Source organism: Nostoc sp. PA-18-2419, from assembly GCF_005869855.1.
GTDB lineage: Bacteria > Cyanobacteriota > Cyanobacteriia > Cyanobacteriales > Nostocaceae > Nostoc.
On the sequence record NZ_SZNH01000005.1, the window covers coordinates 216,546 to 235,667 of the forward strand.

Annotated in this window: 15 protein-coding genes and 1 riboswitch; of the genes, 10 read left to right on the top strand and 5 right to left on the bottom strand. The window is 40.7% G+C overall.

All coding sequences use genetic code 11. The annotated features are described in order from the left end of the window. Window positions 1–31: 31 nt before the first annotated feature. Window positions 32–1,021, bottom strand: coding sequence for a glutaminase A (gene glsA / locus FCR06_RS07870; protein WP_138498306.1), 990 nt, complete (start codon window positions 1,019–1,021; stop codon window positions 32–34). Between the two features lie 926 nt (window positions 1,022–1,947). Between glsA and FCR06_RS07875 the strand changes: the two genes are divergently transcribed. Beyond that, window positions 1,948–3,057 carry a septal ring lytic transglycosylase RlpA family protein gene (locus tag FCR06_RS07875; protein ID WP_138498308.1) on the top strand — a complete coding sequence of 370 codons (1,110 nt, stop codon included), beginning with the start codon at window positions 1,948–1,950 and terminating at the stop codon, window positions 3,055–3,057. 256 nt (window positions 3,058–3,313) lie between these two features. Beyond that, window positions 3,314–4,921, top strand: coding sequence for a bifunctional pantoate--beta-alanine ligase/(d)CMP kinase (locus tag FCR06_RS07880; RefSeq protein ID WP_138498310.1), 1,608 nt, complete (start codon window positions 3,314–3,316; stop codon window positions 4,919–4,921). Window positions 4,922–5,047: 126 nt separating this feature from the next. On the opposite strand, the gene FCR06_RS34205 is transcribed toward FCR06_RS07880, so the two are convergent. After that, on the bottom strand, window positions 5,048–5,182 hold the full coding sequence (locus FCR06_RS34205) for a hypothetical protein (protein WP_262984656.1): 135 nt from the start codon (window positions 5,180–5,182) through the stop codon (window positions 5,048–5,050). 1,081 nt (window positions 5,183–6,263) lie between these two features. Here FCR06_RS34205 and FCR06_RS07885 point away from each other — a divergent pair. The 5 genes from FCR06_RS07885 (at window position 6,264) to FCR06_RS07905 (ending at window position 10,186) form a co-directional block, all read left to right on the top strand. Beyond that, the gene (locus tag FCR06_RS07885) at window positions 6,264–6,866 is read left to right on the top strand and encodes a superoxide dismutase (RefSeq protein ID WP_138498311.1); all 603 of its coding nucleotides are present in this window, start codon (window positions 6,264–6,266) and stop codon (window positions 6,864–6,866) included. A 274-nt stretch (window positions 6,867–7,140) separates the two neighbouring features. Next, entirely contained in the window at window positions 7,141–7,650 is a 510-nt protein-coding gene (locus FCR06_RS07890; RefSeq protein WP_262984657.1) for a GNAT family N-acetyltransferase, read from the top strand. Window positions 7,651–7,722: 72 nt separating this feature from the next. Further along, window positions 7,723–7,929 (top strand): hypothetical protein, encoded by a 207-nt coding sequence (locus FCR06_RS07895; protein WP_138498315.1) that lies wholly within the window; start codon window positions 7,723–7,725, stop codon window positions 7,927–7,929. An 89-nt stretch (window positions 7,930–8,018) separates the two neighbouring features. Then, window positions 8,019–9,050 carry a phosphoribosylformylglycinamidine cyclo-ligase gene (purM, locus tag FCR06_RS07900; protein ID WP_138498317.1) on the top strand — a complete coding sequence of 344 codons (1,032 nt, stop codon included), beginning with the start codon at window positions 8,019–8,021 and terminating at the stop codon, window positions 9,048–9,050. Between the two features lie 449 nt (window positions 9,051–9,499). Beyond that, window positions 9,500–10,186, top strand: a complete 687-nt coding sequence (locus FCR06_RS07905) for a PHP domain-containing protein (RefSeq protein WP_138498319.1) — start codon at window positions 9,500–9,502, stop codon at window positions 10,184–10,186. 568 nt (window positions 10,187–10,754) lie between these two features. On the opposite strand, the gene FCR06_RS07915 is transcribed toward FCR06_RS07905, so the two are convergent. The 3 genes from FCR06_RS07915 to cobG all read right to left on the bottom strand — a co-directional run bounded on the left by FCR06_RS07915 (window position 10,755) and on the right by cobG (window position 13,525). Further along, window positions 10,755–11,459 (bottom strand): precorrin-2 C(20)-methyltransferase, encoded by a 705-nt coding sequence (locus tag FCR06_RS07915; protein WP_138498321.1) that lies wholly within the window; start codon window positions 11,457–11,459, stop codon window positions 10,755–10,757. Then, window positions 11,459–12,085 carry a precorrin-8X methylmutase gene (locus tag FCR06_RS33430; RefSeq protein WP_223280072.1) on the bottom strand — a complete coding sequence of 209 codons (627 nt, stop codon included), beginning with the start codon at window positions 12,083–12,085 and terminating at the stop codon, window positions 11,459–11,461. Before FCR06_RS33430 ends, FCR06_RS07915 begins: the two co-directional genes overlap by 1 nt. A 78-nt stretch (window positions 12,086–12,163) precedes the next feature. After that, window positions 12,164–13,525, bottom strand: a complete 1,362-nt coding sequence (cobG, locus tag FCR06_RS07920) for a precorrin-3B synthase (protein ID WP_223280073.1) — start codon at window positions 13,523–13,525, stop codon at window positions 12,164–12,166. A gap of 47 nt (window positions 13,526–13,572) precedes the next feature. Continuing rightward, a riboswitch (cobalamin riboswitch) is annotated at window positions 13,573–13,705 on the bottom strand. Window positions 13,706–13,934: 229 nt separating this feature from the next. Here cobG and FCR06_RS07925 point away from each other — a divergent pair. The 3 genes from FCR06_RS07925 to FCR06_RS07935 all read left to right on the top strand — a co-directional run bounded on the left by FCR06_RS07925 (window position 13,935) and on the right by FCR06_RS07935 (window position 19,109). Beyond that, the gene (locus tag FCR06_RS07925) at window positions 13,935–16,139 is read left to right on the top strand and encodes a CHASE2 domain-containing protein (RefSeq protein ID WP_138498323.1); all 2,205 of its coding nucleotides are present in this window, start codon (window positions 13,935–13,937) and stop codon (window positions 16,137–16,139) included. Between the two features lie 18 nt (window positions 16,140–16,157). Further along, window positions 16,158–16,757, top strand: a complete 600-nt coding sequence (locus FCR06_RS07930) for a class I SAM-dependent DNA methyltransferase (protein ID WP_138498325.1) — start codon at window positions 16,158–16,160, stop codon at window positions 16,755–16,757. A gap of 261 nt (window positions 16,758–17,018) precedes the next feature. Then, a complete protein-coding gene (locus FCR06_RS07935) occupies window positions 17,019–19,109 on the top strand; it encodes a hydantoinase/oxoprolinase family protein (RefSeq protein ID WP_138498327.1) in 2,091 nt (696 codons plus the stop codon). The last annotated feature ends 13 nt before the right edge of the window (window positions 19,110–19,122 follow it).

Here is a 19,122-nt window from a genome sequence, read left to right on the forward strand (position 1 = left end):
AACTCCCTGCTCGCTTCATCTTTGCTACTTTTCATTCCTCAGTTCCTAATTTTCCGTTTTCACTAGAACAATCAAATAAATGTAAACTCAAACGTTGGGAAAGTTCTTCACACACCTTTACTCCCCGCACACTATTACCACGCGCATCCAGTGGCGGCGAAAATACGCCAATGCCCATCTTATTGGGTACAACGGCAATAATCCCGCCACAAATTCCGCTTTTCGCTGGAATACCAATTTTATAAGCCCACTCACCCGCAAAGTTGTACATACCACAGGTGTACATCACACTCAAAATATCTTTGATGTAACGCTTATCTATTGCCCGTTCTTTAGTAATCGGGTTAATACCTCTGTTAGCCAGGGTAGCAGCCATCACTGCTAAGTCTCGGCAATTCACCAGTACAGCACATTGCTGAAAATAAAGATCTAGCGCTTGTTCGATATTTTGGTCAATCATGCCGAAGTTGAGCATCAGGTGCGCCATTGCGCGGTTGCGATGTCCGGTACTGCGCTCTGAGGTAAAAACTGAAATATCAACGAACACATCGCGGCCAATATATCGCCGGAACATCTCCAGCATCCGGTTGAGCCGTTCTGTGGGAGCAGATCCTTTGATTAAGCTAGTAGTGGCGATCGCTCCGGCATTTACCATTGGGTTATAAGGTCGCTTCGATTGCTCATCCAAAATAATCGCGTTGAATGCATCCCCCGTCGGTTCGACACCAACTCTCGTCAAAATGTAATTCCGTCCATGATCTTCTAAGGCAAGTCCATAAGCAAATACCTTGGAAATCGATTGAATGGTAAAGAACTGTTCCCAGTCTCCAACTTTATAATCCTGACCATCTACACTGACAATGCAAATACTAAATAAGTCTGGGTTTACCTTTGCCAGTTCCGGAATGTAATTCGCTACTGCACCCTCGCTCAATGACTTGTACTGGGAATGCAAGTCGTTGATAACAGTTAATAATGACGAGTTTATTTCTAAATCTCCTGAATTTACTTGGTTTACTATGAGGCTGATAGCATTTTACGAAATACCTGGTACATATATCGCAATTGAATTTGATTGCCTGAAAAAATACTGTACACCTTAAGGCAAGCGGCAAGAGGCAATTTATCTTTCCCTATTACCCATTGCCTATTTATACTCGATTCACTACTTAGACTAGAGAATACTATGTGTACTTTTTGTTACAAACTAAAAATTATCTAGAAGCGATCGCCAAGTTTTTCTAATTTTTTTAATATTAATTACAAAAAAGGTTAGCTTGCGTATTATCCTTTTTTTTATACACAGTAACACTTATAGAACAAGTGATATAAATCACTCAGTTTAACCTAGTTAGAGATAATACAAGTCATGGTTAATTTAGCTAGAAAAAACTTTAAAAAAAGGATAGTAAACTTCAACTGATTTGTATGACTATTTTATATCTAACTCGGATGACAACTTATTTGTACTCAAATCTAAAGATTTAATTAAATAAGTAATTTTGAGTATTTATGCCGATGTCTTTTAATTAAAATCATATTTATTTTTTTCAGTAAATTATTAAAAATTGTGTATTATAAAATACAAACATGGTTGTTAGCCTTGGAAACTGATGTAAACAAGGTTTTGTGAGTATGATTCACAAAAAATGCAAAGTTTTCTAAAGAAATTTTTTACTTACCCAAAAAAACGTTACACAGCCCAAATCCTCATTTGAAAAAGGTTTCACCCTGAAAATAGCAATTTGATTTGGATAAAGTTGTCTAGAATTACGCTAAAACCCTGATCCCCAAGCCAAAAGGTTCATGCTAGTCTGTTGCAGTTACAAAAAAAAAGTGAAGACGGAACGAATTCGAGTTTTGCTGAAGGGAATTCACTGGTGAAAATCCCGCGAATTATAAGACTTAAGTTTTCTTAAGTTCTACAGTCGCTTTAAAATTGGACGCATGAATCAAAGACATTTTTGGACTGTTGTTGCTCTGTCTCTAGCTGTTTTGGGAATACCCACAGTTGGCTGTACTCAAACCACAAAGGGAAATGCGCTAGCTTCTCAAAAATCGCCTGCTTCTGATGTGGTGAAAGTGGGAGAATACAAATCAGGAGCAGGGGAACAAACCTCGGATGCTGTGATTACACAAATTCATCCTTACAACATTGGAGGACGTAAAGCGGCAACTCTTTATATCAAAAGTATTCCTGTTCTCACCTTTTTAAGTTCTGTATCAGATACAAGCGTTGAGACTAAAAAAGTTGGTGCAATAAACGAAACGGAGGGCGTACAATCATACGCCCTTATTAGTAGCAACTCACTTTCATCGGCGAGTATTGGAAATGTAGCCGGAGCAAATAATCAGATTAGTTCTGTTGACAATGACCCAGTTGAAATGGCTAGTGTAATAGCAGCTAAAATCAACCAGTTGAACCGGGAAAATGTAGATGCGAGTCAGATTACCGTCAGTTGGAAAGCAGGGGGCGAATCTAAAGTTGCAAATGTTGCTCAAAACAAGAGCTCCCCTGTAGAAGGAGGATCTGGCGATCGCTATACAATCAAAGTTAACGGTGAAGAATTAGTAGAAATTAATCAAGGTACGCGATTAGCAGATACCACCAGCAACCTGGCGCAAGATGCATTGCAAGCAACCAATCGCTTGCGGAGACTACTAGGCAATGCATCACCCTTAAGCGAGATTGCAAATATGCCAGTGCGTCAGCCAGTATCAATACCTAAGCTACCCCGAGATATTGCCGTTGGAGGAGTCCGAATCAGCTTCGGAGGGATGGCTTCTTTTTATGGCTATGACGGTTCCGGTAATCGTACTGCTAGCGGTCAGAGGTTCAACCCAGAAGGTATGACTGCCGCCCATCGTACCTTACCTTTCGGTACACAAGTTCGTGTGACCAACACCCGTAATGGTCGTTCCGTCGTAGTGCGGATTAATGACCGAGGCCCCTACATTCGCGGTCGAATCATTGACTTGTCTGCTGGCGCAGCTCGAATACTGGGAATGATGGGTAGTGGCGTTGCACCAGTACATATTGAGGTTTTGGAGAAGTAAAGGGACTGGGGACTGGGGGGATGGGGAACTCGGGGCCCCCACGAAGTGGGGATTAGGGGCAATAGGGAATGTGGGAGGAGAGAAAATTTATACTTCTGGCTTTTGGCCTCTTCCCCATCTTCCCACACCTCCTTTTCCTCCCACACTCCCTGTTTGCCCCATACCCAATCCCCAATCCCCAATTCCTAATTCAACCATCTCCTCTATTTCAGATATAAACTAACGGGGGAGGGATGAGAGAACTAGGGGTATTTTTGTGCGCCTGTTGACAACAGTTGCAGCTTTACGCTGTTATTTAACTAGACGCTGCTTGGAAAACAAGCTGATTGCGGTTACAGAAAATCTGGCACTAGATGAGATAAATAGCTGGCATCAGATGGCAGTCGGTCTGGTACCGACAATGGGGAATTTGCATCAAGGTCATTTAAGCTTGATCAAACGGGCGCGGCAAGAAAATTCCACGGTGATTGTTAGTATTTTCGTTAATCCCTTGCAATTTGGCCCCAATGAGGATTATCAACGTTACCCGCGCACTTTAGAGCAAGACCAACAATTTTGCTCCCAAGCTGAGGTAGATGCAATTTTTGCGCCGACTCCAGAAGAGATGGTAGTACCTCAGAAAAGTATACAAGAATCAAAGGTTACACAAGTTATCCCCCCATCTGCTATGATATCTGGCTTGTGTGGTCGTTCTCGGCTGGGTCACTTTCAGGGTGTCGCTACGATTGTGACTAAGCTTTTCAACTTGGTACAGCCTGACCGAGCCTACTTCGGTCAAAAGGATGGTCAGCAACTGGCTATTATTAAGCGGTTAGTAGCTGATTTAAATTTACCAATCGAAATTGTTGCTTGTCCAACTGTACGGGAAGCATCGGGTCTTGCCTTGAGTTCTCGTAATCAGTATTTGACTGCAACAGAAAAACACCAAGCAGCAGTGCTGTATCGCGGCTTGCAAAGAGCTGAAACGGCGTTTTGGGCAGGACTTCGCGATCGCAATAAGTTGATAGCAATAGTACAGCAAGAACTGACAATGGTCAGCACGCTTTTAGTGGAATATATTGAATTGGTTGAACCGACTACGTTAATGTCTTTAGAAAAAGTTCAGGAGGAAGGAATGCTGGCGATCGCAGCTCGTCTGGGTTCTACACGTTTGATTGATAATATCATTTTGCGCGATCGTCAACCCATCATCGCCATTGATGGCCCAGCCGGTGCTGGAAAATCCACTGTGGCGCGTCAAGTGGCAGCAAAGCTGAATTTAGTGTATTTAGATACAGGAGCAATGTACCGAGCTGTGACTTGGTTAGTACTGCAAAAGGGTATTGCCATTGACGATGAGTGTGCGATCGCCGAATTAGTTAACCAGTGTCAAATCGAACTGACTCCCACCCAGGATTTCCAGTTTCCCGTGCGGGTTTGGATTAACGGTACTGATGTTACCCAAGCGATTCGCACGATTGAGGTGACATCCCAAGTATCGGCGATCGCTGCACAAAGCGCTGTACGTCAAGCACTAGTTAAACAACAGCAAAGCTGGGGTAAAAAAGGTGGTTTAGTAGCTGAAGGTCGGGACATTGGCACTCATGTCTTTCCCGATGCTGAAGTGAAAATCTTCTTAACCGCTTCTGTAAGCGAACGAGCACGTCGCCGTCAGCAAGATTTTCAAAAACATGGTCAACCCGAAGTAACTTTAGAGCAGCTCGAACGCGACATTGCCGAACGGGACTGGAAAGATAGTACGCGTAAAATTTCCCCTTTGCAAAAAGCGGCCGATGCGATCGAAGTTCAAACTGATGGTTTAGACGTATCTGAAGTCAGTGCAAAAATTGTTAACCACTACCAGCAACGTTTATCTGAGTGGTAGTTATCGAAGAGAGCAAGGAGACAAGGGAATAACCATTTAATCAATCTCTGCTACTGTCACCTTGTCTCCGACTTCTGTTGTACTCTTCTGGTCACTAATAAATGAAAATATCTGTAATCGGGATTATTACTGATTTTGGCTTCTAATTAAGAGTTGTTCTGTACTTGTCAGGATGACCAGTGGCGCGACAGATACTCTGGCGATCGCCTCTATTGCCCAGTTGTGATTCACCAAGTCAGGGATCGCTATAAAAAGCGTCAATCCAATGATAAATAAAAGTAAAATTATGTAAAAATTACGATCCCAAGCAGGTTTATCACGCAGTCTCGCTTGCCTGCTTATTAAGCGTTGTCGCCAAAATCGAAAGGTACTAAGGACAGCGACAAGGTATAACAGTCCAGCATTAATTAGCAGAGTTATTTTATGGTTTGGAGTAATGTTAGGATGCCCAAGAGCGATCGCAGTTAAGCAAACTCACGCTACTATATATAGAAAAGTAAACAGGGTAAAGTGTTTCATTAGTTTCTATTTTGTGCTTTGTAAAGAGGGCAGACTCTAAGGCAAACGCATCCAAATTATACTTCTCATAACCAAGGTTAAGAATTAACAAAAAAAACAGCATTTACTGTTTGATTTGATTTTCTAAGCCTCAAGGCGGTCTCTAAAATCTTTGTCAATCAGCAGAGATTAATGAGACGGTTTTGGAGTTTATTGACAATTAAATAACCTTATTGAACATTATCTGGCTGCCATGCCCTACTTTCCTAACTCTAGATTTCTTGCATCCAGAGACAGTGCCAAAATTTACATAAATATTAGATAATTTTTATTCTTGATTATTTTATTTAAAATAATTTAGAAAATTATTTTAGATAGTAAATTATTTTAAAATTAATTCATCCAGCTTTAGACTGATTGTTTAAGTAGCAGTTAATCTTACCATAGGTAGAAGTTTCAAAGCTTTAATTGCTGCTTTTAATTACTTAATACCAATTTTCATAGCAACCCTGAATTATTTCTGAACGAAGAAGTCTGCGAGTTATTAGATAATTCCGAAACATAAACTTTGCGATTGATGTGTTTCAAATCAGATTGCAATATAGACCTTTAGCTATGAAATATTAGCCATTTTTATTTATAGTGATTGCATAGGAGCGATTTAACTTATTTTACTTATTAGAGGAAGACTTTGTTTTTCGCTTCACTTTGGTAGTAGAATGACGATGTTAAGTTTTATGTTTCATTAAAAAAGACATAAAACTACCAAAAATAAAAGCTGCTAATTTTCTAAGCTTCTGCAATAGCTTAAAACTGGAAACCGCTAAAGAGAGGATTTCACACAATGGCATTTGTACAGCCCCCCCTACCCTTCGAGATTAATGCTCTAGAGCCATATGGTATGAAAGCCGAAACTTTCGAGTATCATTATGGCAAGCATCACAAAGCTTACGTAGACAACCTCAACAAGCTAACTGAAGGTACAGAACTTGCTGAGAAGCCCTTAGAAGAGGTGATCAAAATTTCCTTTAAAGACTCCTCTAAGACGGGAATCTTCAACAATGCTGCCCAAGTTTGGAACCACACCTTCTTTTGGAATTCCTTGAAACCAGCAGGTGGTGGCACACCCAGTGGTGACCTGGCAAGCAAGATTGAGAAAGATTTCGGTAGCTTCGACAAATTCAAAGAAGAGTTCTCTAACGCAGCTACAACTCAGTTCGGTAGCGGATGGTCTTGGCTAATTGATGATGGTGGTACGCTCAAAGTGATTAAGACACCAAATGCAGAGAACCCTCTAGCTTATGGTCAGAAAGCACTTTTAACCTTGGATGTTTGGGAACATGCTTACTACATCGACTACAGAAATGCTCGTCCAGCGTTCATCAAGAATTTCCTAGATAAATTAGTTAACTGGGACTTCGTTGCTGAAAACTTAGTCAAGGCTTAATTAACAACCAGTTTTAAACTGGCTGTGACAATGGCTTTTAACAGTTATTAAGAAATTAATAACAGTCACGATTTTGGATCGTGGCTGTTTTTGATTAGCTGGGCACATATAGCAATCCTATTTCGAGGAGGGGTTGAAAAAGGTACAAAAAAGCTGACACTTAAAATTAAGAACAAAAACTTTCTTATCAACTGTGTATATCTTATTCAAAAATGTGCAAAACCTTAGTACTGCTTTCAATAACTTTCCCCAACTGACAACTGAAAATTTAATTTTGCGGGAAACAAAACTAGCTGATGTGCCAGCAATTTTTCAGATTTTTGCAGATGATGAAGTAACGAAGTATCATGATTTAGAAACTGCCACTAGTTTAGAGCAAGTTCAGTTTATAATTGAGCGCCGTGCAGACAGGTTTAAAAATCAACAAGGTATTCGCTGGGGAATAGCAAAGAAAGAAGACAATATAATTATTGGTTCCTGTGGCTATAGTATTAAAAACCACTTTCAGGTAGAAATTGGCTATGAACTGGCAAGAGGATATTGGAGAAAAGGCTTAATGACAGAAGCTTTAAGAACTATCATTCACTGGGGTTTTCATCAGTTGAATTTAAATCGAATTGAAGCATTTGTCATGCTAGAAAATACTGCCTCTATCAAATTGTTAGGCAATTTGAGATTTGTAGAAGAAGGAACTTTAAGAGAATACGGATTTTGGAAAGGACAATTCCATGATTTGAAGATATTTTCTTTATTAAAAAGAGACTATATGACTTTTAAGTTTTGACTTTTGACTTATTACTTCCCCGCAGGGGCTGCCTCCTGTATCTTAAAGACAGTAAGATGAAAATCAAAATATATGGATAGTAAAGAATTAGCGCAATACATCGAAGCAACGAATGGTATCAGTAAACCTTGGTTATTGGTTCAACTACGCCTAAAAAAACTGCAAGAGCGTCGAGCTACACTTACAGACGATGCTTACAGTAAAGAATTAGAAGATATTTACCAAGACTTGATGAATTTAGGGGAATGGTGGCGGGGCATTGAAGATGAGGTATTTTAAAGAAACGCGATTAACTCAAGTCTTTCCAAGAGTTAGGAATTTTGGTAATTTCTGATTTCTAACTGAAATTAATAAAGGTGTAGTCACGAATGGATTATCGGGATGCAGGAGTTGATGTCGAGGCTGGTCGAGACTTTGTAAATCAAATTCGCAACTTGGTTCACAGTACTTTCAGACCAGAAGTAATTGGTGGACTAGGTGGTTTTGGCGGCTGCTTTCAACTACCAAGAGGTTTTAAGGAACCTGTTTTGGTCTCTGGAACAGATGGTGTAGGTACTAAGCTGAAAATCGCTCACATGCTCAACCGCCATGATACTGTGGGGATTGATTTAGTGGCGATGTGTGTGAATGATGTGCTGACATCTGGTGCCCAACCGCTGTTTTTTTTAGATTATCTGGCAACTGGGAAGTTGGACAAAGAGCAATTAATTGATGTAGTTGCAGGTATAAGTTCTGGATGTAAGCAAGCTGGTTGCGCTTTATTGGGGGGAGAAACGGCAGAAATGCCAGGTTTTTACCAGGTGGGTGAGTATGATTTGGCTGGATTTTGTGTGGGAATTGTCGAAAAAAGTCAGATGTTGGACGGTTCGCAAGTACAAGTAGGAGATGTAGCGATCGCTCTCGCTAGTACAGGTGTACACAGTAATGGTTTGAGTTTAGTCCGAAAGATTGTTAGCGATCGCAACTTTGCTTGGAGCGATACTCCACAATTGTTAGGTGGCGAAACTATCGGCGAAACTTTCCTTAAACCCACGCGGATTTATGTCAAATCGGTTTTAGCAGCACTGCAAGCAGGTTTGTCAATTCATGGTATGGCTCACATCACAGGTGGTGGTTTGCCAGAAAATTTGCCTAGATGTTTAGCAAAAGCTCAAGCGATTAAAATTGACCCCAACAGTTGGAATATTCCCCCTATATTTCAGTGGTTAGCTGAAGTAGGAGAAGTCAACTCCCAAGCCATGTACAATACATTCAATATGGGAATTGGATTTGTATTGCTGGTGTCACCCGATGAAGTAGAGCAGACAATTAACCATTTTCAATCGCATGAAATTCCAGCATTGGCGATCGGGGAAGTCATTACAGGTTCGGGAGAATTAGTAGGATTACCATTTAAATAAATATTTTTTATATGTAATGTAAATTTTCTTTTTAATTTAGCAGAGTAATTTTCTCTACTAAAGATTTACTCTCTAAATTATTTACACAGCTAGTATAGGCAGATGATTAAGGGACTTCCTTTCTAAAAAATATCCTGCTGCCGGACACTCAACAGTCATCAGTCAATAGCCATCAATCAACACTCAGCAACTTCAAAGATTCTTTTTATTTCTTGGAGTTCCCTAAATTTGATATGCAATATTTATTACTACTTAAAATTTCCAGGTAATTTAAACTATTGATGACTACTAACGTTGAGATTTGCTAACGTAGTCTTAACATATCGAAAAATTTGCTAATAAAGCTGAGAAATTAGCTGTCAACACTAATTTACAGTCCTGAGTATTTCTCATCTGTAGGTGTGGCGTTTTAGTGTGTTAGGAATATATATTTTTGTTTAGAGAGGGTTATGGTTGTAAATTTGGCCCGCACTAGTGCTTCAAAAGAACAGTTGAAGCAAGTATTCCAGAACATTGATGCACACAGTTGTCCCAGGTTATTCAACTTTCACATGCACACTGTCCATTCAGATGGGAGGTTGCAGCCAAGTGCATTGATGGAGCAGGCGATCGCAATTGGGTTAAAAGGGTTAGCGATTACCGATCATCATTGTATTAGCGGCTATCAAGCGGCACAAGCTTGGTTAGAGGATTGGAGGTGGAATAATCCCGGTGCAAGTACTCCTCTATTGTGGAGTGGTGTGGAAATCAATGCCAACCTTTTAGACATAGAAGTTCACATTTTGGGTTATGCTTTCGAGCTAGAACACCCTAGCATCAAACCCTATCTGCAAAGAAGGGCGACTACAGGCAAAGAATATCAAGCAAGTAATGTGATTGCTGCGATTCATGAAGCTGGAGGATTGGCAGTTTTGGCTCATCCTGCGCGTTACAAGCGATCGCATTTTGACTTAATTCCAGCTGCGGCCAAAAAGGGTATCGATGGTGTAGAAGCTTTCTACGCCTACAATAATCCCAATCCCTGGAAACCCAGCGCCTTGGAATCAGAACAAGTGCAAAAATTAGCTAATGAATATCTTCTTTTCAATACCTGTGGTACTGATACCCACGGTTTGAATTTGCTACAACGCTTGTGAAGATGAATTTATGCTTTTAACGAGGAACAGGGAACAGAGTAGGTTTTGGGCAAGGTTTAAATACTTGCCTAAAACGCTCGTCTTTAAAGGCGGGGCTTCAAAGCCCTTGTTTTTTGGGGTGAATTACCCACACTGACTTAACACTAAACCATGGGCTTCCAACTTCACTCAAAAATGCCGTATCTTGGACTCGTATCTCTTGATTGGTCTTAGAGGGTGTTTATAAAATAATTCTTAAGCGGTTGAGCGACTATGATTACGGGCTAATCGACGTAACATAAGATGCATTATAGCGGCGTATATCATTGTTTCACATGTTTGGAGATGATATTCGTAGTCTTTACTGAATGAATTTTTTGCCATACCCCTTTACGCTCCCAGCGTCCGAAATATGAACCTATCCCACTAATAATATTTGTGCTACAAAGCTAAGCTTATTCAAAAATGAAAACTAAAAATTCAGGTTTTCAAGCATATTTTCCAAAAAGAAGTAGGGATTTTTAGATTAGTGGGATAGGTTCATGTGAGGTTGCGCCAAACTTTTTTGAGTTTCTTTGAAATAAGAGTTCTATAGTCGATTTTTAGTCGGAATTACAATCATTGCAAAATAAGGTACTTCTGCGGGGTCAACTTCATCCAAGGGTATAATACGCTGCTGTGTCATTGTTGCCCGCTCAATATATCTTGCCCGCGATGCTAGTCCTAATTTATGCAGAATGTCTCGCACTTTAGTAAAGTGACGACCTAGTTTCATAATCGCTGCTGCATCGGTCATTAGTAATTGTGTAGTCAGTTCTTCTGCTGGCAGTGGGGCAGGCAGGACTGTGAGAATATCATTGTAGTAGGTAAAAGGTATACCCAAGGCGACTGGACAAGCCATCAGTGAGGAAACTCCAGGGACAACTTCTGTTTGGTACTCGTCACATAATCGGGTGAACAGGTACATGAAGGAGCCGTAGAAAAAGGGGTCACCTTCACATAACACTACGACATCTCGACCTGCTGCTAAATGAGCGGCGATTGGTTCAACTTCTTTGTCGTAAATAGATTTGGCTTTTTCTGGTTCCAAAGCACGGGGGAGGTGAAATAAGACCTCGATTTGCTCCCCAGTTAAATACTGCGCCACGATCGCTCTGGCAATACTCTCCCGATCTGTGGCTGATTGATAGGCTACCACAGGAGCCGCACGCAATAACCGCAGTGCTTTGAGAGTCAATAATTCTGGATCGCCTGGCCCTACACCAATTCCATAAAGACGACCTTTGGTATTCATTATTCTTCCTCCGTTGCCAAGGCGTTAACTGCGGCGGCGGCGATCGCACTGCCACCGCGCCGACCGTGTAATGTCAAAAATGGTACATTTCTGCTATCTGCTGCCAATGCCGCTTTCGATTCGGCTGCACCAACGAAACCCACTGGAAAGCCTAATATTATAGCAGGCTTCGGCGCTCCATCATCGAGCATTTCTAATAGCCTAAATAGGGCGGTGGGGGCATTGCCAATTGCTACTACTGCTCCTTCGAGGTGCGATCGCCATAATTCTAAAGCTGCTGCCGACCTTGTGGTATCAAGACTTTTGGCCATCTCTGGCACTTCAGGATTGTTGAGGGTACAGATAACTTGATTGTTTGCAGACAACCGCCGCCTGGTAACGCCTTCAGCAACCATTCGGCAATCGCAGAGAATTGGCGCTCCTGCTGCTAGTGCTGCCCTTGCAGACTGCACTGCTGTTAGTGAATATCCCAAGTCATTAACGATATCCGTCATTCCACAGGCGTGAATCAGACGCACTGCTATTTTTGCTACATCTGGCGGCACTACATCTAGGTTGGCTTCTGACCGGATAATGGCAAAGGAGTTACGGTAAATTTCATTGGCGTCTCGGATGTAGTCGGTCATAGTGGAGAGTAATGAATTTGCACGCAGAGGCGCAGAGAGAAATAGAGATTTTAGATGGGGTTGGGCTGGTTAAAGTTGTTATATTTTATACATTTTTATGATTTTCTCTATTAATGCGGGTAGTTCGGGGAAGGTGACATATTGGTATAGTTGACGACCGAATTTATAGCTGCTGTTGCTGTCACTAAGATAAACGTGATAGGCTTCGACTGTTTGATTGTCTACCTCAAAGTTGACACCGAGTAGGGTGATATCACTTTGGCTATGTTGGGCGCAGGATTTTTGGCAGCCAGTAAAGTGGATATTAATTGGGTGTTCGAGAGTGAGGCTTTCAAGATATTTTGCCAATGCCAATGCATGACTTTTGGTATCGGTGGCAGAAGCGGCACAACCTTTATTACCAGAACAGGCAACTAATCCACTCTTGATGTTTGTTGCTGAGGTATTTAATCCTAAGATAGTAATTTCATTTTGAACATCGATAAGCTTTTGCTGAGGAATATCCGTTAGGAGCAAATTCTGCCAGGGGGTTAGCCTGATTTCACTGCCGTATTTTGCTGCTAAATCTGCTAAACCCTGCATCTGTCTACTCTCGATTCGTCCCAGAGGTAAGACGACACCAATGTAAAATAATCCTTTCTGGCGTTGGGGATGGATGCCAATATGCTGATATTTAGTATCTATTCTCTGTGCAGTTGGGCATGTTTCACTGCGGTTAAGAGGAAAAGTTAGACGTTGCTGAACTTGCTGAAGATAATTTTCGCAACCCAAAGTATTTAATAAGTCTCTCAAACGTAGCCGCCGCTGATTATTAATATCACTATGATTGAGATAGACATCTGCCAAAGCTGCTAAGATGGGTAAACAATCATTTGGTAGTAACAAAATTTTCGTATCGCTGGGCGGTTGTCCCTTCGCGCCTACACTCAAATGGAGACGGAAGTAAACATCACCGTCAACTAAAACAGCAGCAAATAGGATATCATTTAGGCGATCGCATACTTGAACTATGCCACCACCATCAAAGCAAACGCTAAATTTTGCTGACAGTGCTGATAAGGCTGGATGTGTCGCCAGATAATTATCCCAAGCTTGGACAAAAGGACGAGTGTCGATTAATTCTTGGGAGTCGATACCAGCAGTTGGGCTGGTCATAATATTCCGGATCTGGTCTACATCGGTATTACAACAACCGAGTCCGATATTCTGTAGACGGTTGAGAACTTTAGAATCGATAAGAGTGCGGATTTCGCGGATTTGCAAGTTAGCTCGATTGGTCACATCTACATAGCCGCCGCCGTGCAGTTCTGCTATCTCTGCAATCGCGCGGCACTGTTCGCTATTAATCATCCCACCTGGAATTCTCATGCGAGATAGGATACCGTCTTCAGCGGGTGTGGCATAAAACAAGCCAGGACAAGTAGCAAATCCAGAAACCAAACTGAAAACTCCTTCCTTGTGCAACGCAGAAAGTAGACGGTGGTCTGTCCTGAGGACATCCTGAGAGTTGGCATTCTGACTTAGGCGATTCCATCACAGTTGCGGCACAGTCCCGGAATTTCACCGGAGTTTCCCAACCCCAAGCTTTAGTAATTTAGCACGATAAGGCGGTCAATAAACAAGAGTCTGTTAATTGTATAAGGTGTCTTTTAAATAAATCAGTGCAATAAAACTAAACTGTGTGAATAAAAGTAAATAAAGCTCAAACTCTTTCTCTCCCTGCCCCCTGCCAGGGTAAGCACAAGGCAAGGCTTTCAAGGTGGGGCTATATCAACAGCTCGAATCAGCAAGTAAATTGCTACATTAAATTTAGAGCGATTTACTCTATTCAGGCTACCGCCGCAACGTCGTGATTAGTGGACTTTTAAAAAAACTGCGTGTCTCGTTTGTTAATGATCGGGATTTGCGTCAAACATCTTTGGGCAATAGTTGGCTGCAAATTATTTTGGTTAGCAGTGTGGGAGTTACCGCCCTGATCTGGGGAATTCGCGAACTCAAATGGTTGCAGGCTTGGGAGTTAAGAGCTTATGACCAGATGTTGCGATCGCGTCCGAGGGAAGCGCCCGATGGGCGGATTTTGCTGGTCAAAATCACTGACGAGGATCTGCAACGAGAAAAATGGCAGCTGTCAGATACTAAAATTAATCAACTTTTACAAAAAATCGAGTCTTATCAACCGCGTATTGTTGGTTTATATCTTTTTCGTCCAGAAGATAAAAATTTAGCAACAAAGCAAAATCAAGACAATATTATTGGCACTTGCTTGTTTAGCAGCGTCGGTAGATCTGAAATTCCCCCACCGCCAAATTTTTCCATAGATAATGTTGGGTTTAGCGATGTAGTTGCTGATAATGAAAACGACCAAATTCTCCGCCGCAGTTTGCTATTTGCTCATTCTACAGATGATAAATGTACAACATCATTTGCATTTGGAGCGTTAATTGCAATTAATTATTTGGAAAAACAAGGCATTGAATATAAATTTACAGATAAAGGAGATTTTCAGTTAGGTAAAATTATTTTTCCACGTCTAAAATCTAATTCTGGTGGTTATCAAGATTTGGATGCAGATGGTTATCAAATATTATTAAATTACCGTCACCCCAATAACCTCGCCTCTCAAGTAACTCTAACGGAAGTTCTGAGCGATCGCGTTAATCCCAGTTTATTTAAAGACCGTCTGGTAATTATCGGCACTACCTCAGCTAGCTTGGTTCCAGGTAGCTTTTACACACCTTACAGCAGTTTACCAGATCAACCAGCGAGAATGCCTGCTCTGTTTATTCATGCCCAGATAGCGAGTCAATTGATTGGTACAGTCTTGGATGGGCGACCTTTAATTTGGTACTGGTCTGACTGGGTAGAACTAATTTGGGTGTGGGGCTGGGCGGTTTTAGGTAGTACTTTAGCATGGCGGTGGCGAAATCCGTTACTTTTGCTAATCGTGGGAGGGGTAACCCTAGTTGTATTAGTGGGAATCTGCATGATTTTGTTTCTGCAAGCCGGATGGATACCGTTAATTCCCTCTGGCTTGGCTTTCACAATTAGTATTATCAGCGTCATGGCTTATACTAATTATCAAAATCAGCGGCAGACTCAGGTAATTATTCTCCAAGTTGAAAAACAACAAGCAGCGATCGCCCAATTAAATCTACTCTTAGAAGACAAAACAGCACTTCCAGATTCAGAGCTAGATTTTCCTCCCACAATCGATTCACCACAAACAAAATCTGGAGATTTACTTTTGAGTGGACGTTACCAAATCTCAAAAGTCTTGGGTGCAGGTGGATTTGGTCGCACTTATTTAGCACGAGATACTCAACGACCAGGTAATCCGACTTGTGTTGTGAAAAAATTAATGCCAGCTCGCCAAGATAGTAGATTTTTACAAGTTGCTCGCAGGTTATTTCACAGTGAAGCAGAAATTTTAGAAACTTTGGGTAAATATCATCAAATCCCAGAACTACTTGCTTATTTTGAAGATAACCAAGAATTTTATTTAATTCAAGAATATATTGAAGGACATACTTTAAGTGAAGAATTGCCACCTGTGCATCACTTAAAAAACGAGTTATTTGTGATTGAAATGCTCAAAGAAGTTTTGGAAATTTTGGTATTTGTTCATCAACATCGAGTGATTCATCGTGATATTAAACCGACTAATATTATTAGACGCACTGAAGATAATCAGTTAGTATTGATTGACTTTGGGGCTGTAAAATTGATGCACCCACCGAGTAGCGAGCAAACAGAATTAGCAACAGTAGCCATTGGGACGCGGGGTTATGCACCTCCAGAACAATTTGCCGGTCATCCCCGCTTGTGCAGTGATATTTACGCTTTAGGAATGATTGCTATTCAAGCGATAACTGGAATACCACCACAGGAACTCCATCCAGATCCAGAAACGGGTAATGTGATGTGGCGACAAACAGCACGAGTTAGCCAAGAATTAGCAGTAATTTTAGATAAAATGGTTTGTTATCATTTTAGCGATCGCTATCAATCAGCCGCCACAGTTTTACAAGATTTAAAACGAATTTCAATTAATTGAGTTAGGTATCAGATCATCATGAACCCGAATGCTACAGCCACTCAATACGATCAAATTGCCCAATGGTGGCAGATTAAGCATCAAGATTCGCCATACGGGATCGCACAATTGGAGCGGGCTATCAAATTTACTTCTAAGCGGTACTCAGCTATTGACGTAGGGTGTGGAAGTAGTGGACGTTTTATTAACATCTTATCCAAGCATGGATTTCAGACTGAAGGACTTGATATTTCCACAGAAATGATAAATTTAGCCAAGCAACTGCATCGAAATATCAAGTTTTACACCGAAGACATCTGTTGTTGGATTCCTCCGAAACTTTACAGCTTAATTTCTGCTTGGGACAGCACTTTTCATCTGCCGCTAAATATGCAAGAGCCTGTTATGAAAAAGTTATGCGATGCTCTTGAACCTGATGGAGTACTGCTGTTCACTTGTGGTGGTGGACATATAAACAGCGAAATTTCCGGGACATTTCAAGGTCAGAACTTTGAGTATAGCACTTTGGGGGTAGATGCTTTGGTGCGAATTCTTAATGAGCATCACTGTACATGCCGCCATCTAGAATATGACCAATATCCAGAAAATCATGTTTATATCATTGCTCAAAAGACCTAATCAATCATTGCAGTAGATGTATAAGCAATCTGACTGCTATAAATTTACCTCAATCGATACGAAGTTTTTGATAAAGCGATCGCCCCACGTTACCAATATCATATTAATGCGCTCATTGTTAAATTCAAGCGATGAGTTATTATTTACTTGTTTTTCTTAAGCTTAATTTTCGACAGTTGTCTTTAAATTTTTGTGCGCCCGAAGTAGAAACACGCTACATCCTATTGTTAATCTACTTATAGGCATTGAGGAAACAGAGCGATGTTGAAAGTTTTTGCAGACAGAGGTGGTACATTTACAGATATTGTTGCTGTTACTAACAACCAAGAAATTATAGACAGACTATCAAAACATCTTGAACGATTTTTAATTGTTCCGCTGCCTAATCGGCAATGGATTATAGTTTACAAACTACTTTCAGAAAATCCCGAACAATATCAAGATGCCGCTATTCAAGGTATTCGAGATATTATCGGTATTTCAACTGAAGAACCTATTTCTGATAAAGCAATAGAAGTCATAAAAATGGGGACAACAGTAGCGACAAATGCACTGTTGGAAAGAAAAGGCGATCGCGTCCTTCTTATAATTACTAAAGGGTTTAAAGATGCGCTACGAATTGGCTACCAAAATCGTCCTCACATCTTTGCTCGTCAGATAGTTTTACCAACTATGCTTTACGAACAGGTAATTGAAGTAGATGAACGTTACGATGCCAAAGGAAATGAATTAATCGTAGTCGATATCGAACAAGTAAAAAGTGACTTACAAGCAGTTTATCACACAGGAATTAGGAGTTGTGCTATTGTTTTTATGCACAGCGATCGCTATCCCAAGCACGAACAACAAGTAGCAGCAATCGCCCAAGAAATCGGCTTTAATCAAATATCTATATCTCATCAAGTTAGTCCGTTAATGAAATTAGTCAGCCGCGGCGATACAACAGTAGTCGATGCTTATTTAACTCCTATTTTACGTCGTTACGTTAACCAAGTAGCGAGTCAGTTACCGCAAGTAAAATTAATGTTCATGAAATCTGATGGTGGTTTGGTTGCAGCCGAACAATTTCAAGGAAAAGATAGTATTTTAAGTGGCCCTGCTGGGGGTATTGTTGGTGCAGTTAAAACTAGTAAAAGAGCAGGATTTGAGTTAATAATTACCTTTGATATGGGAGGAACAAGTACAGATGTTGCTCATTTTCAAGGAGAGTACGAACGACAATTAGATTCAGAAATTGCTGGGGCGCGGATGCGAGTTCCGGTATTAGCAATTAATACTATTGCGGCTGGCGGTGGTTCAATTCTGTTTTTTGATGGTTCTAGTTATCGTGTCGGTCCTAAATCTGCTGGTTCAATTCCTGGCCCTGCTTGTTCTCGTCGTGGGGGGCCATTAACAGTTACTGATGCTAATGTGATGTTAGGCAAAATCCACCCGCAATATTTTCCCTCAGTTTTTGGAATTGATGGTAATTTACCTTTAGATAAAGATATTGTTATTCAGAAATTTACACAATTAACCCAAGAAATTATCTCTGCTACAAGAAATAATTGTACACCAGAACAAGTAGCGGCTGGATTTATAGCGATCGCAGTCGATAATATGGCAAATGCAATTAAAAAAATCAGCCTCCAACGTGGTTATGATGTCACTAAATATGTACTGTGTTGTTTTGGTGGTGCGGGTGGGCAAGTTGCTTGCTTAATTGCGGATACTTTGGGAATTAAAAAAATATTTCTACATCCTTATGCTGGCGTTCTCTCTGCTTATGGAATGGGCTTAGCTGATGTCAGAGCAATTAGAGAAGCAGGAGTTGAACAACCTTTAACTCAAACATTAATTCCTAAATTACAACAGTTAATAGAATATTTGTTGACCCAAGCTATAAGTAAAATAAATCAAGCACCCCCTGAAATAGAAGTAGTCTGCAAAGCTAATTTAAAATATGAAGGTACTAACTCTATCTTGACCGTAGATTTTGCCGATGAAGTAGCAGTAATGCAACAAAAATTTGAAACTGAGCATCAATCTCGTTATGGTTTCATTCAATCAGAGAAAGCCTTAATTGTCGAATCTGTATTAGTGGAAGTAATTCAGAAGATGGATACACCAGAAGAACCTTTAATTACTCGTACCCGTTTGATAGATGAAGCTCCTAAATCTGTTGAGATAGTCAAGATGTTTACTGCTAATACATGGCATGATACACCTGTTTATCGACGTGAAGATTTACAGCCAGAAGATAAGATTATTGGAACTGCAATTATTGTCGAAAAAATTAGCACGATTGTAGTTGAACCATTATGGCAAGCCAGATTAACTCAAGGGAACCATCTAATTTTAGAACGTCTATAAACTGGCTGTTTTG

Excerpts from the sequence above, each read along its gene's own strand:
- FCR06_RS07875 (WP_138498308.1), top strand. The coding sequence starts at position 1,948 with ATGAATCAAAGACATTTTTGGACTGTTGTTGCTCTGTCTCTAGCTGTT.
- FCR06_RS07885 (WP_138498311.1), top strand. The coding sequence starts at position 6,264 with ATGGCATTTGTACAGCCCCCCCTACCCTTCGAGATTAATGCTCTAGAG.
- FCR06_RS07895 (WP_138498315.1), top strand. The coding sequence starts at position 7,723 with ATGGATAGTAAAGAATTAGCGCAATACATCGAAGCAACGAATGGTATC.
- purM (WP_138498317.1), top strand. The coding sequence starts at position 8,019 with ATGGATTATCGGGATGCAGGAGTTGATGTCGAGGCTGGTCGAGACTTT.
- FCR06_RS07905 (WP_138498319.1), top strand. The coding sequence starts at position 9,500 with ATGGTTGTAAATTTGGCCCGCACTAGTGCTTCAAAAGAACAGTTGAAG.
- FCR06_RS07915 (WP_138498321.1), bottom strand. The coding sequence starts at position 11,459 with ATGAATACCAAAGGTCGTCTTTATGGAATTGGTGTAGGGCCAGGCGAT.
- FCR06_RS33430 (WP_223280072.1), bottom strand. The coding sequence starts at position 12,085 with ATGACCGACTACATCCGAGACGCCAATGAAATTTACCGTAACTCCTTT.
- FCR06_RS07930 (WP_138498325.1), top strand. The coding sequence starts at position 16,158 with ATGAACCCGAATGCTACAGCCACTCAATACGATCAAATTGCCCAATGG.
- FCR06_RS07935 (WP_138498327.1), top strand. The coding sequence starts at position 17,019 with ATGTTGAAAGTTTTTGCAGACAGAGGTGGTACATTTACAGATATTGTT.